The 13,487-nt window shown below is 62.4% G+C and carries 12 protein-coding genes; 4 read left to right on the top strand and 8 right to left on the bottom strand.

Features of this window, described 5'->3' with window-relative positions:
- Positions 1-5: 5 nt before the first annotated feature.
- Positions 6-518 (bottom strand): DUF805 domain-containing protein, encoded by a 513-nt coding sequence (locus KUV45_RS03640; protein WP_206944054.1) that lies wholly within the window; start codon positions 516-518, stop codon positions 6-8.
- Positions 519-1,112: 594 nt separating this feature from the next.
- Here KUV45_RS03640 and KUV45_RS03635 point away from each other — a divergent pair.
- From KUV45_RS03635 to KUV45_RS03625, 3 genes are all read left to right on the top strand, one after another.
- On the top strand, positions 1,113-2,501 hold the full coding sequence (locus KUV45_RS03635) for a YfcC family protein (protein ID WP_222164092.1): 1,389 nt from the start codon (positions 1,113-1,115) through the stop codon (positions 2,499-2,501).
- Positions 2,502-2,509: 8 nt separating this feature from the next.
- The gene (locus KUV45_RS03630; RefSeq protein WP_206944050.1) at positions 2,510-3,214 is read left to right on the top strand and encodes a DUF1028 domain-containing protein; all 705 of its coding nucleotides are present in this window, start codon (positions 2,510-2,512) and stop codon (positions 3,212-3,214) included.
- Positions 3,215-3,285: 71 nt separating this feature from the next.
- The gene (locus KUV45_RS03625; protein WP_222164091.1) at positions 3,286-4,539 is read left to right on the top strand and encodes an allantoate amidohydrolase; all 1,254 of its coding nucleotides are present in this window, start codon (positions 3,286-3,288) and stop codon (positions 4,537-4,539) included.
- Positions 4,540-4,587: 48 nt separating this feature from the next.
- Here the strand turns inward: KUV45_RS03625 and KUV45_RS03620 are convergent, their stop codons facing one another.
- Positions 4,588-5,334 carry a FadR/GntR family transcriptional regulator gene (locus KUV45_RS03620; protein ID WP_206944047.1) on the bottom strand — a complete coding sequence of 249 codons (747 nt, stop codon included), beginning with the start codon at positions 5,332-5,334 and terminating at the stop codon, positions 4,588-4,590.
- Positions 5,335-5,701: 367 nt separating this feature from the next.
- Between KUV45_RS03620 and KUV45_RS03615 the strand changes: the two genes are divergently transcribed.
- The gene (locus KUV45_RS03615) at positions 5,702-7,972 is read left to right on the top strand and encodes a bifunctional diguanylate cyclase/phosphodiesterase (RefSeq protein ID WP_222164090.1); all 2,271 of its coding nucleotides are present in this window, start codon (positions 5,702-5,704) and stop codon (positions 7,970-7,972) included.
- Positions 7,973-8,043: 71 nt separating this feature from the next.
- Here the strand turns inward: KUV45_RS03615 and KUV45_RS03610 are convergent, their stop codons facing one another.
- From KUV45_RS03610 to KUV45_RS03585, 6 genes are all read right to left on the bottom strand, one after another.
- Positions 8,044-8,784: an SDR family oxidoreductase gene (locus KUV45_RS03610; protein WP_222164089.1), complete on the bottom strand. Its 741-nt coding sequence runs from the start codon at positions 8,782-8,784 to the stop codon at positions 8,044-8,046.
- A 247-nt stretch (positions 8,785-9,031) separates the two neighbouring features.
- On the bottom strand, positions 9,032-10,006 hold the full coding sequence (locus tag KUV45_RS03605; RefSeq protein WP_224852150.1) for an SMP-30/gluconolactonase/LRE family protein: 975 nt from the start codon (positions 10,004-10,006) through the stop codon (positions 9,032-9,034).
- A gap of 131 nt (positions 10,007-10,137) precedes the next feature.
- Positions 10,138-11,286 carry a galactonate dehydratase gene (dgoD, locus tag KUV45_RS03600; RefSeq protein WP_206944042.1) on the bottom strand — a complete coding sequence of 383 codons (1,149 nt, stop codon included), beginning with the start codon at positions 11,284-11,286 and terminating at the stop codon, positions 10,138-10,140.
- 85 nt (positions 11,287-11,371) lie between these two features.
- Positions 11,372-12,154 (bottom strand): FadR/GntR family transcriptional regulator, encoded by a 783-nt coding sequence (locus KUV45_RS03595; RefSeq protein WP_222164088.1) that lies wholly within the window; start codon positions 12,152-12,154, stop codon positions 11,372-11,374.
- A 165-nt stretch (positions 12,155-12,319) separates the two neighbouring features.
- Entirely contained in the window at positions 12,320-13,051 is a 732-nt protein-coding gene (locus tag KUV45_RS03590) for a 4'-phosphopantetheinyl transferase superfamily protein (RefSeq protein WP_222164087.1), read from the bottom strand.
- Positions 13,032-13,472 (bottom strand): excinuclease ATPase subunit, encoded by a 441-nt coding sequence (locus KUV45_RS03585; RefSeq protein ID WP_206944038.1) that lies wholly within the window; start codon positions 13,470-13,472, stop codon positions 13,032-13,034. The genes KUV45_RS03590 and KUV45_RS03585 overlap by 20 nt, the downstream gene beginning before the upstream one ends.
- Positions 13,473-13,487 lie beyond the last annotated feature (15 nt).

Here is a 13,487-nt window from a genome sequence, read left to right as displayed (position 1 = left end):
CGCCGTCAGAACAGGAAAAAGCAGCTGACCCAGATGCCTACGGTAAGCAGCGACTTGACGGCCATCACCCCTTGATGCCCCCGCTCGCGCTCACCATGCTCATTGATGGTCGTTTCGCCGGGCTGCATGACCAGGACCACCGTCAGCAGGAGATTGGCTCCGGGAAACAGCAGCATGACGCTGCAGTGGCCGCGTTGGCCCACATCATGCAGGCGGCGAACGCCGTGCAGCACCAGGGGATATACGCTGACCAGTAGCCAGCCTGCCCCCACCAGCAGTCCCTCCGGAGAGACGCTGTCGTTGAGGTCGGGCGCGGTGATGATCAAGGCCCATAGACCTGCGTAGTAACAAGAGAGGGCCAGGATGGCGTTGAGGCAGAAGTCAGCCCGACTTTCGCGTCCGCTGATGCTGTCGAACCAGTAGCCGGGCAGGCCCGGACGTGGGTCCAAGGGGTGGCGGGGCACGTTGGCACAAGACGCCACATCATCTTGAAGAGTGGAAGCAGTAGGTCGTTGCATCGGCGGATCGTCCTGAGGTTCCTGTACGAATGTCCTGGGCGAGTTTCCTGTCTGTAGTGCCTGTGCGCCGACAATGCGCAAGGGCGAAACGAACGTATGAGACTTGCTGCCATGTGCTGATGTGAATCCTACCGAGTTTCGCACTGTGACCAGATAGTCGATGGCGCAAGTTCTAGTACGATCCGCGTAAATCGTGCTGGTTCATAAGAATGATTTGGATCACCCCTGCGTAATTGTTAGGTGCTTGACGGAGAGTTGTGCAAGGGTGTCAGGCGCGTTCCGCGCTTTTTCGTTGTGTATTTGCTAGTTAGAGCATTTTTTGTAGGCGTTGTGCGCCTCAATCAGAGCAGTTTGGCAAATACTGTGCTGCGACCTTACGCCACCCCTAGAATGATGGTCTGAGGCTTGGACGTCCGTTCCCTGCACCTCGCCTTCACATCGCACCCGGGCGATGATCTTGACCCTCTATTTATCATGATAAATACTGTGGGGCATTGCCAGGCCGCAGCCCCGCGGCCTGTCTGCTTTCGCTCCTGGTCTGCAGCCTCCACTGCGGCCGCCACCCCTTCTGTCCCACATAACAAGGACAACCTGATGAGTGTTCGTGATCAAGCGCTTGCCGAGCGCAAGAAATGGTACAGAACAGTGCCTGACCCGATGGTGCTGATCTTCTTGATTCTGCTGGCGACCTTCGCGCTGACCTATATCATTCCCGCCGGTGAGTTCGAGCGAGTGATGCAGGATGGGCGTACCCGGGTCGTGCCCGACTCATTTCACTACCTCACTGACGTGGCCGCGATTTCGCCATTCGATATCTTTGTCGCGATTCCCAAAGGCCTTAACGCGGCCTCGCTATATCTGTTCATCGTCTTTATCGCGGGAGGGCTGTTTCATATCCTCCAGCGCACTGGCGCGCTCGAGAACGCTATCGGTGTAGCGGTCAATCGCGTCGGTATCGAGCGTCGCAATGTCATTATTACCGCCGGGACCTTTATCTATGGCTTCTTTGGGGTGGCCGTCGGCTTTGAAAACAACATTGCGCTGGTGCCCATCGCGGTGCTCATCGCCAGCGCCGTGGGCTGTTCCAGCCTGGTAGGCACCACCATGGCGGTGGGCGGCATCGGGGTCGGCTTTGCCCTGTCTCCGATCAATCCCTACACCGTCGGTGTCGCCCAGGGCATCGCCGAGCTGCCGACCTTCTCAGGTGCCTGGCTGCGGGCCTTGCTGGTGGTCACGTCACTGGCCCTGTTGTCCTGGTACATCTGCCGCTTTGTGACGCGGATGGACTTTCGTGAACCCAACGATGCCAAGGCCATGAGCAAGTCCCTGGATGAGTATCGCCTGAGTGGTCGCGACAAGTGGACGCTGGTGGTGTTTGTCGGCGGCCTGGCGGCCATGCTGGTCGGTGTATTCACCCAGGGCTGGTACATCAACGAGATCGCCGGCATGTTCCTGCTGATTGCGATTGTGATCGGTATCGTCAATGGGCTGTCGGCCAATGAGATCGTCAAGCAGATGATGGAGGGTGCGTCGGGAGTCACCGCAGGAGCCCTGGTCATCGGCCTGGCAGCATCCATTCAGGTGATCCTCAAGGATGCCCAGATCATTGACACAATCGTCTATGGTCTCAGCGGACTGATCCAGAATATTCCCGCTGCGCTCTCGGCGATCATGGCCAGCGTGGTGCAGGGGGCAATCAATCTGTTCGTGCCTTCTGGCTCGGGTCAGGCCTTGGTCACCATGCCGATTCTGATCCCGGTGGCAGACCTGGTCGGCATGAGTCGTCAGTTGATGATTACCGCCTTCCAGGTCGGTGATGGTCTGACGAACCTGATCGTCCCGACGTCCGGTGGAACCCTGGCGATGCTGGCCCTGGGCCGCGTTTCCTACGAGCAGTGGCTGAAGGCGATTCTTCCGTTCATGGCGCTGGTCTACGTGCTGTCCTGGGGCGGTCTGGTGCTTGGCCACATGGTTGGCTACTGAGCCATCCCATGACGCTATCTCTACTGCACGTCAACCCAGACACTGGCACGGTGGCGGCCCTGACCGCCACCGGAGGCGTGGCGGTAGGGGGCTACGTCCATCATGCCTGGCGGGGTATCGGCGCCTGCGCGACGCAAGGTCGTGTGACCCATCCCTGGTATCCGGAGGGTATTCGCCAGGCGCTCGCCGATGATGTTCGCGCTCAGCAAGCCCTCGACGATCAAGTCGTTCAGGATCCGCAAGCGACCTTGCGTCAGTGTCTGGTGATGGATCGCTACGGAACGTCGGCGCTTCACAACGGTGCCGACAACGGAGCCGTGGTCGCATCGTGCCACTACCCTGGCGTAGCCGCGGCAGGCAACCTGCTGGCGGATCGGCGTGTCGTCAATGCGCTGTGCGACACCTTGCTGTCGTCCAGCTGCCGCAACGCCGGGGCGGTGATTGCCGCTGGCACGATGCCGGTGTATCGCGCGGACTACGAGCGTTGCCTGCCCGAAAGCCTGGTGGATGCGCTGGAAGCGGCCTTGGGGTGTGGCGGTGATGTCCGCGGCACGCGCTCGGCGGCACTGCGCGTCGAATCCTTTCACCAGGCCCCTATCGACCTGCGCATCGACTGGTGCGAAGGGGACCTGGTCGGTGAGCTGCGCGGCCTGATACGTCGTGTACGTGAGTCGACGTTTGCCGACTTTCTGGCGGCGATGCCCCGGCGCTGATGCCTCAGCCTGGCTTCCTCTTTCTTCTTATCTGCAAGTGACTACCCACAAGACGCCTCACAGGAGATGTCATGCACCCCGATTGTGAACCGTTGGCCCTTGGCCAGCAGCTATTGGAGCGACTGGATGCCGCGGCGGAATGCTCCGAGCCTGGCCCTGGAGTGACGCGCCTATTCTGTTCCAACGAGCATCGTCAGGTGCTCGAGATCATCGCCGAGTGGATGCGTCGCGCCGGTCTGACGCCTCAGCTTGACGCCTCAGGCAACCTGGTCGGCCGTTGCGACAAGGCCAGGGCCGGAGCGCGAACCCTGATCATGGGGTCGCATCAGGACACGGTGGTAGAGGGCGGCAAGTACGATGGAATGCTGGGCGTCGCGCTGCCGCTGCTGGCGCTGGAAACTCTGAAGCAGCAAGGGGTCGAGCTGGAGTACGGGGTCGAGGTGGTGGCCTTCGGCGATGAGGAGGGGACGCGCTTTCAATCGACGTTGATTGGTAGTCGCGCCCTGGCCGGCCGCTTTGACCCGACCAGCCTTGAGGCGCGCGACGCCAATGGGGTGAGTCTTGGCGAGGCGCTGAAGGCGTTTGGCGGAGATCCGGAACAGATAGCGTCTCTGGCCAGGGACCCGGAGACGGTGCTCGGTTTCGTCGAAGTGCATATTGAGCAAGGTCCGGTGCTGGAGCAGAGAGACCACGCGCTTGGCATAGTGACTGCCTTGACCGGGATCGAGCGACATCGGGTCACGGTGGGAGGCAAGGCCGGACATGCCGGAACGACGCCGATGCCAGGACGGCGTGATGCGCTGGTGGGTGCGGCCGAGATGATCGCGGAGGTTGATCGTATCCTCAACGCCACCGAGGACTTTGTCGGCGTGGTGGGCAAGCTTGAGGTGCGCCCCAATGCGGTCAACGTCATTCCGGCAGAGGTGACCTTCACCCTGGAGCTACGCTCGCCCCGGCTGGAGGTTCGAGAGCAGGGGCGTGAGGCCATTCTGGCGGCCTGCCGGCGATTGGCCAGTAACCGCCAGCTGGCCCTCGAGATCGAGCAAACCTATCAAGCCGAGGCCGTGGCGTGTGCCGATGAGTTGATGCAGTCGCTGCACAACGCGTGCCGTGACTGTGAAGAGCCAGCAGACACCCTGTTCAGCGGCGCTGGCCACGATGGCTTGGCGATGTGCGAGCTGACCGATATCGGCATGCTGTTCGTCCGCTGCACCGATGGCCTCAGCCACCACCCGGACGAGGCTATCACGGCAGCCGATGCTGGGGCCGCGACGCGAGTGCTGATGCGCTTCCTCGACAGGCTGTCGGCGGATGTCTCGCGCTGACGGCTGAGACGCGTCCGTGCAGGCCTTTATGCAATGGTTCCCAAGGCCTCACTCACTGAGGAAGCCCCTGGTGACCTGGGCTTCGTTGCCTTGCATGATGCCTTGGGCCTCCAGCAGATGGTCGCGCATAAGGGTGTGAGCACGCGTTGCATCACCCGCTTCGATGGCATCCAGAATCTCGGCGTGGTACTGGCATCCGGCAGGCCCTATAGGGTGGTCCCCTGGCTCATAGAGTCGGCGGTACACCGTGAGGTCTGACAGCACCTGAGCGGTAAAGCGGATGATGAACGCCAGCAGTGGGTTGCCGCCGGACAGCTGCGCCAGCTCCTGATGAAAGTCGAGCGAGTCGATATGCTGCTGGCGCTCTGCGTGCATGTCTCCGGCGGGGGTGGCATAGCTGTGAAGGGACTCGCGCAGTCGAGCGATGTCGCTGGCGCCGACGTTGCCCGCTAGCGACGCCACCATTTCTGGCTCGAGGGCGAGCCGAATCTGGTAGATGTCCCTGACCGAGATGTCCTTGAAGTAGAGATAGTGGCTGAGCAGCGAGATGGCTCTGGCCTCGCTCATCTGACGGATAAACACCCCACCGCCAGGGCCAGTACGGGTTTCCACCAGGCCCTGGGCTTCCAGCACCCTGATGCTTTCTCTGATCGTGCCCTTGGAGGCGCCCAGCAACGCCATCAACTCTGCTTCGCCCGGGAGACGGTCGCCGGGAGACAGCTCGCGCTCGACGATCCAGCCCTTGATGGTTTCTGCCAATTGATAGGGACGTCTGCGGGAGGAAGTTCCGGCCATCGTGTCCTCGCTTGAAGGGTGTTGCGCCAGCATACCAGAGCCTGGGCGGAAGACGATTGATTGACGTGCCTCTCGCCGGCGCTTGGACGGCACGGGCTTTGCCGCCTTCGCCTCGGGGCCGCCGGGGCCTGCCAGAGATTGCCAGGGATGGCGGCTGAGACAGGGGGACATCGACTTACAGTAGCTGGTCATTGTGACTGATATGGCGTCAGCGGAAAGCTGTGACACGCTAGTCCAATGCGCTGAGCAGATCTTGACGGGCATCTTCGGCTGGTGTTGGCGATAATGAACCGTGCAGGTGGGCCGTCATGGATCACGACCATGGCTGACTTAGGGAAGACGCAAGGTTGAGAATAGGGGAACCTGCATGTCCTTTCGTGCAAGGCTGCTGCTGGTGATGCTGTTGTTGACACTCGGTATCCAGCTGGTGGCTTCCTGGGCGGTGCTGAGTGCGGTTCGCTCCGCGGCGCTGGAGCAAGGCAAGCGTGAGCTGGATGTCGCCTCGGGGGTGGCGGTGGCTCTGCTTGAAGGGTGGGGGCAGCAGTTGCTGCGCAATGTGGACCTGCTGGTCGATGACCCGCGCTTTCTTGCCGCCGTCGATGATGTCCTGGTCGACACGTCGTCGCGCCTGGCCGCCGCTGGCACCTTGCGGCAGCAGGCCGCCCGGATGGGCGCAGATACCCTGCTGTTGCTGGATGAGGCAGGGCACGTCATGGCTTCCAGCCAGCCTGCGGCAGGGTCGGGTGTCTTTGTCGACAGCTGGCGGATGCCGCTCACGACGGACGATGCGGGCGTCGTTTCCCCCAGCATTCTCAATGGGCTGGGCTACCAGCTGGTTCAGCATCCGCTACCGCCGGGGGCGGGCGCTACCCGGGTGGCGCTGGGATTCCGTCTGGATGAGTCGATGGCGTCGGCGCTGTCCGGGTTGATTGGCAGTCAGGCCCACTTTGATGTCTCGGTGTCACCGAACGATGTTGCAGCGGGGCAGGATCACCAGGGGCTCAGTCGCCGTCTCCCCCTTTATCAGGGCGAGCAAGGGCGCATTGATATCGTGGTGGAGCGCTCTCTCGAGACACTTTTGGCGAACTACCAGGACGTGAAGGTCAGTCTGGCGACCATCTTTGCGGTAAGCCTGGGCCTGATGCTGGTGGCGGTGGTGCTGATCGCCCGTGGCGTCAGCCTGCCACTGCTGCGTCTGGCGGGCGCGGCGAAAAGCGTCGGTCGAGGAGAACCGCTGGACCTCAAGCGTATGCCCAGGCAAGGCGAGTTTGGCTTGCTGTCCTCCACCCTGTTGAAGATGCAAGGGGATCTGTCACGACGGGAAGAGGACATGCGCACCCGCGCGCGGCAGGATCAGTTGACGGGACTGGGTAATCGCCAATGTGCCAACGAGGATATCGAAGCCGCCATCGAGACCGGGCGCCCCTTTACCCTGTTGCGCCTGACCATCAACCACATGCGTCGGATCAACGATACCTTCGGTCACGACTTTGGTGACCGGGTACTGAGTACCCTGGCCCAGCGGCTTGCCGACCTGCCGGCCCCCAAGGTGGGGGCCTATCGCTTGAGCGGGGATGAGTTTCTGCTGTTGCTCACGGTGGCCCGCCTTGAGCCGCTGTGGCTTGAGGATACCCTGCGTGGGCTGACCCGTGAGCTGCGGCTCGACGACTCTCCCGTGTCGTTGAAGGTGGCCATGGGCGAAGCACGTTTCCCAGAGCACGGCGATGAGGCCAACCTGTTGCTGCGGCGAGCCGAGATCGCGCTGGATCGTGCACGCCAGCTACGTCAGGCCCATCAGTGCTACCAGCGCGGACAGGATGAGAGCCATCTTCGCCATCTGGCCCTGGTGCGAGACTTGCAGCACGCCGCCCACCGGGGCGAATTCTCCCTCAGGTATCAGCCGCAGGTGTCGGCGCTGACCGGACGAGTGATCGGGCTGGAGGCGCTGTTGCGCTGGGATCACCCGCAGCTGGGCTGGATTCCTCCGGATGAATTCATCGAGCTGGCGGAACGCTCCGGGCAGATTCACCAGCTGACCCACTGGGTCATCGACTCGGCCTGCGCCCAGTTGGCCAGCTGGCGTGACATGAAGCTCAAGATTCGTCTTGGCATCAATATCTCGGCGATGGATCTGCAGCAGCCTGGCCTGGTCAAGCGAGTGGAAAAAGCCCTGGATCGCTATGGCCTACAGGGCGAACAGCTGTGTATCGAGCTGACCGAAAGCGCCTTGATGCAGTCTCCGGAAATGGGCGCACGCAAGCTTCAGGCGCTGCGTTCCATGGGGGTCGAGCTGGCCATTGATGACTACGGGACCGGCTATTCATCGCTGGCCCAGCTCAAGCGCATGCCGGTTCAGGAATTGAAGATCGACAAGTCCTTCATCATGCAGCTGATCAAGGGCTCCGACGATGATGTCATCGTTTCTTCCACCATCGAGCTGGCACACCACCTCGGGCTGCAGGTCGTGGCCGAAGGGGTCGAGGACCAGGCGGTGGCCGACCACCTGGCCGAGCAGGGCTGCCACGTTCTGCAGGGCTTCTTGATTGCTCGCCCCATGGGGAGCGAGGCCATGACCGAATGGTTGAAAGAAAAAGGCGACGTCAGTCTGCGCGATGCGGCCAACGACCATCACCGCTGAACGGAATGAATCGCCTTAGCCGATGGCCTGCTCAATGCCCGCGGGATGCAGCGGGCATTGACGGTATGGGGTCAGGCAAAGCCACCGTTGGCGCGAATGACCTGGGCATTGATCCACTCGGACTCTGCGCGCATCAGAAAAGAGACGATCGCCGCGATATCCTTCGGCTCACCCAGGCGCTCCAGGGGCGGCTTCTGGGCAAAGCTTTCAATCTGCTCGGCACTTTTGCCGCGCCGGAACAGAGCCGTATCCACCGGGCCCGGGGCGACCGCGTTGACGGTGATGCGTCGACCGCGAAGCTCCCCGGCGAAGACCTTGGTCAGTGACTCCACCGCGGCCTTGGTGGCGTTGTAAAGACCATAGCCAGGCAGGTTCAAGGCCAGGGCGCTGCTCGACAGGTTGACGATGCGGCCACCGTCTTCAAGGCGCGATGCAGCCTCCCGCAAGGTATTGAAGGTCCCTCTGACATTGGTGTCGAAGTGATGGTCGTAGTCGCTGTCACTGGACTCGGCCAGCGGCACCATGCTGAGGGTTCCGGCATTGTTGACCAGGCCGTCGACGCGACCGAAACGCTGACTGGCGGCCTCGAACAGCTGGGTGACATCTGCCGGACGTGTGACGTCGGCGGCGACGGCCAGGGCGACGCCACCCTGGGCCTCGATCTCCTCCACCAGACTTTCAGCGCTCTCGCGGCTGTTGGCGTAATTGATGACCACCTGGTGGCCATCACTGGCCAGGCGTCTGGCAATGTCTGCACCAATGCCGCGAGCGCCACCGGTGATAATGATGACGCGCTTGTCTTCTATCGCCATGAGATCAGGACTCCTGGAGGTATGCGTCCGTCAGCGTCCGAAGAAACGTCAGCCGGACAGTGTCAAGGCGCTGCCAGCAGCGCCGTTAGTGATGGCAGGCTTGTCTAGGCTTTGTCCGAAAAGTCGACGAGCGAAGGTTAGACAAGGCAAAAATTGGTGAGAAAGCGCAGTTTACGAGGTGTAAATGAGCATTTTAAGCCGATTTTTAACACCGTATTACCAAGCGCAGGCACTTTTCGTACAAGCCCTAGCGAAGCGCGATGGGAGGCTCCACTAGCCCCCTCACTCCCGGTAGCGCCTCGGCCAGATCGAACAGGAAAATGGCGCCATCTCGGCGTGAAGGCGCCTGTTCGCCAGCGGCCGGGGACTGCCCCTCTGTGGCAGTGGTGATCAACAGCTGGGTCAGGTGGTGACCGCCAAAGGCGGGGCAGGAAGGTTGTTCGGCGTTGACGCTGATATGGCAGACCTCTTCTCCCGTCGGGGAGAGGCGGGCGACCCGTCCCGAGCCCCACAGCGCGAGCCACATGTAGCCTTCTGCATCGATAACCGCGCCGTCGGGATTGCCGACATCCCCAGAAAAGTCCGCCCAAGGCTCGGGAGCGATCAATGCTTCCGGTGCTGCTGGCTCGCCTCCCTGAAGGAAGCTGTTGCCGTCGGCGCGCAGGGGGAAGCCGTGGGCGTCCAGCGACCAGCGCATGACCACGCCTGTGACGGTATCGGTAAAGTAGCCGAGTCGCCCGTCGGGAGAAAAGCACAGGGCATTGGGGATGCTCATGCCGCGCTTGAGGCAGGTGATCTGGCCGCGATAGAGGCGATAAAGACTGCCAGCCCCCGGCTCTGCAGCCTTGCCCATGGTGGAGAACCACAGGCCCCCGTGGCGGTCGATGCGAGCATCATTGCTGCGAGTGACAGGATTGTCGGCTTCTACCTCCCGCCAGGGCGATATCTGGCCATGGGCATGGTCGCGTTCCTTGAGGCCTGACTCGGTGACCAGCAGATCATCGCCGCTGGTCAGGGGGGCAGCGAACGAGGTTAACTCGTCCAGCGCTTGGCTGTTGTGGGAGCCATCGTCGAGTCGATAGCGGTGCAAGCGCTTGCCTAGGATATCCAGCCAGCGATACTCGCCACGCAGGGCGTCCCAGCTTGGGCCTTCGCCCAGCTCGCAAGGACCGTCGAAGATCACCCGGGCCTCGCCCAGGCAATGGGAGGAAGAAGACGTCATCGGTTGTCTCTCAGGGGTAGCCGAGCTATGAGTGTTTCCTCAGTGTGCGAGCCCGCCCGAGCGGCGGCAAGTGTGCGGCTCGCTCGGGCGGCCATCAATGGCTGCAGAAATACCCTGTCGACAGGTGGGGCTTACCACTCGGCGACGGAGCCATCCTCATGCTGCCATACCGGATTGCGCCAGCGGTGACCGACCTTGGCACGTTCCTCGACAAACTCCTCGTTGATCTCGACGCCCAGGCCTGGCCCGTCAGGAATCGCGCAGTAGCCGTCTTCGATGGACAGGGCTGACTTGTCCACCAGGTAGTCGAGCACGTCGTTATCCTTGTTGTAGTGGATACCCATGCTCTGTTCTTGAATGAAGGCGTTGTGACACACCGCATCCAGCTGCAGCGAGGCGGCCAGCGTCAGCGGACCCAGCGGGCAGTGGGGGGCGAGTGCCACGTCATAGGCCGAGGCCAGGGTGGCGATCTTGAGACCTTCGCTGATGCCACCGCAGTGCGACAGGTCCGGTTGCACGATATCCACCATGTTGTCGGCCAGCAGATCGCGGAAGGCAAAGCGGGTGTGCAGACGCTCACCGGTGGCGATGGGGGTCGCCAGGTCCTGGGCGATGGTCTTGAGGACGGGCAGATGCTCCGGCGCAACCGGCTCCTCGATGAACATCAGGTGATAGGGCTCGAGCTCGCGCATCAAGGTCTTGGCCATGGGGCGATGGACGCGACCGTGAAAATCCACCGCGATGCCGACATCTGGGCCCACGGCGTCACGGGCCTCTGCCACCCGTGCGACCGCGTCATCGATCTTGCGATGGCTGTCGACGATCTGCATCTCCGGGGTGCCATTCATCTTGAAGGCGGTAAAGCCCTGATCGGTCAGCGCCTTGGCACCTGCCCCCACGTCGGACGGGCGGTCACCACCGGTCCAGGCATACATGCGCATGCGATCCCGCACCTTGCCCCCGAGCAGCTGATGCACCGGCACGCCGAGTTCGCGGCCCTTGAGGTCCCACAGCGCCTGATCGATACCGGCAATGGCCGACATCAGAATGGGGCCGCCACGATAGAAGCCAGCGCGATACATGACGTTCCACAAGTGCTCGATGTTGCGCGGATCCTGGCCGATCAAGTAGTCCGACAGCTCGTGTACGGCCGCTTCGACGGTGGCCGCTCTACCCTCGATGACGGGTTCGCCCCAGCCGTAGACGCCTTCGTCGGTCTCGATCTTGAGAAAGCACCAGCGCGGCGGCACCTGCCAGGTCTTGAGTTTGGTGATCTTCATGGTGGAAACCTCATGTCGGCGGCCGGTTCAGCCGCGTGGAATGTAAAAGATGCACAGCAGTGGCGGTGACGCTCGCCCCTGTGGCTTACAGGCTGGGTCGAGTTGACGGCGCCATCACACCCTGGCCAGGTGCCAGCGAACCCAGGTCGCGGGCGGTGCGCTCGAGCAGGCTTTCAGTGGCTTGGCGGGCCTGTGCCGGTTGCCTCAGGCGAATCGCTTCCAGCAGTTGGCGGTGCCGCTCCAGGCTGTCGCTGAGCCCTTCGGCCTGGCCCGTTGCCTGATCCTGGGAGCGCTGTATCAATGCCACAATGCATGGGCGCAACAGCAGCCCTAGCTGGCGCCAGACCAGGTTATGGCTGGCACGGTAGATGGCATCATGGAACGCCACGTCGTACTCGGCATGGGTGAGCCGCAGGTGGGGCAGGTCGGCGGTGCTCAGCATGCCCTCGAAGGCTCGCTCGATACGTGCGAGGTCCTCACCCGTGGCATGCAGGGCGGCCAGTTCGCTGATGTACGGCTCTGCCGCCAGGCGAAAGGAAAATACCGCAGCGATCAGTTCGGGATGGGGAGCCTCCAGGCTTGCCATCCAACGGCTCATCTGTGGGTCCAGCAGGTGCCAGTCGATGACATCACGGACCAGCGTTCCGCGTCCGGCCACCCGCTCGATCAGACCTGCCGAGACGAGCTCGGCGAGGGCGTTGCGAACGCGATTGCGGCTGGCATCGAAGTGATGGCAAAGGTCCAGTTCGCGAGGGAAGTCATCGCCCGGTTGCCAGCGCCCCGAGAGGATCGCTTGGGCGAGGACCTCGGCCAGGGCTGACGCGCCGCCTGTCTCTGGCGATGGCGATAATGACGAGAGAGCGGCCATCTGAACCTCCGAAATGTTGGATGTTAGTGTATTTAATGTCTGACATTTATAGCAAGCGACAATGACACCCTCAGGACTAGACCTTGGTAGGGGGCAGGGGCAAGGAACTCGCGGGCTGGGGGCTTGTGGGTAGAGGTCAACGCTGCCAGATATCGATGGATCGTCTCACCCTGCGTCAGAGTGTCGGATCCTCGTGAAAGGAATGCCGCACCCACCTAGAGGCATCTCGATGACCAGCTGGGAACTCAGGCTGCACAGGCTCAAGGTGAGCCTTTGATCCTGTGCTTGCCAGACATTCAGTGGCGGTTCGAAGGAGCGAGAGTCGCGCTCGAGGTCAATGCCTGCGGACATCGGCATCGCCACGAGCGATGCGATGCGGGTGGCCAAGACATGGTCCGGTGGCTGGTCCGCCAGACAGCCGAGCTTGTAGCAGGCCTCGTGCAGGGTCCAGGCGCGGTAGAAGGCGGCAAGAGGATCACTTGAGGCGCGGATGGCGTAACGCACCTCGGCCTCAGGCAATGTCTCGATCAGCCCCTCGAGGCGACGCTGATGTCGCTGCTTGCGAGAGGGGCTTGGCGCCTCGATATCCAGACCGATCGGCACCTCACCAAGTCCGGCGACGACCAGGCTGCCGCTGTGGCTTAGACAGGCCGTCCAGGGACAGGGCAAGTCGGTATGGCGCGGTGGCCCCGCGCCGCGTGGCGACCAGCCTTCCAGCGCACAGCGATGGCCAAGCTGGGCGGCCAGCCGGGTTAACAGCTCCCGTCCCAGGCGGGATGTCTCTGCCCCCCGCGTGATGGCCGAAGTTGGCCGCCCCTGGGGAGCAGCACCGTCGTTGGCCGACAGCGCTGCGATGGCCAACAGCAGCCGCGGACGCTCAGCGCAGTGTGACGACATCGCCCTTCAGTGCCACCCCGGCCATCAGCGCGCCGGCATGGCACTCGTACTCGTCGGTCAAGGCGCGCGGGTTTCTGTCGTAGAAGCTTGCGATGTTGACCACGGCGTTACCGCCCTGCTGGCGCGCACTGTCCTGCAGGGCGATCAGCGCCGACAGCATGACCCAGCGGCAGGCTTCTTCATCCGTCTTGTTGAACGCGTTGGTCTTGCGGCTGGTGACCACTTCACCAAAATTGCGGTCGACGGTACCGCCGTCATCGGCAAACACCAGCCGGATGCTGGGGTCCAGCTTCTCCTGAGCGGCTGGTGTGGCCAGTGCTTCCTGAATGGGCAGGAAGTAGGGGGTGTCGCGTGCTTCAGCACTGGCGGCTGTGCCAAGGCTTGCGAGAAGCAGTGACAGGGCAAGAGTTCCTTTCTTCATGTGTCGTGTCCTTTC

The organism is Halomonas sp. DP3Y7-2 (assembly GCF_019800795.1).
Classification (GTDB): domain Bacteria; phylum Pseudomonadota; class Gammaproteobacteria; order Pseudomonadales; family Halomonadaceae; genus Halomonas; species Halomonas litopenaei_A.
Note: the sequence above shows the minus strand (reverse complement) of the source record. Positions and strands in the feature narration are given on the sequence as shown.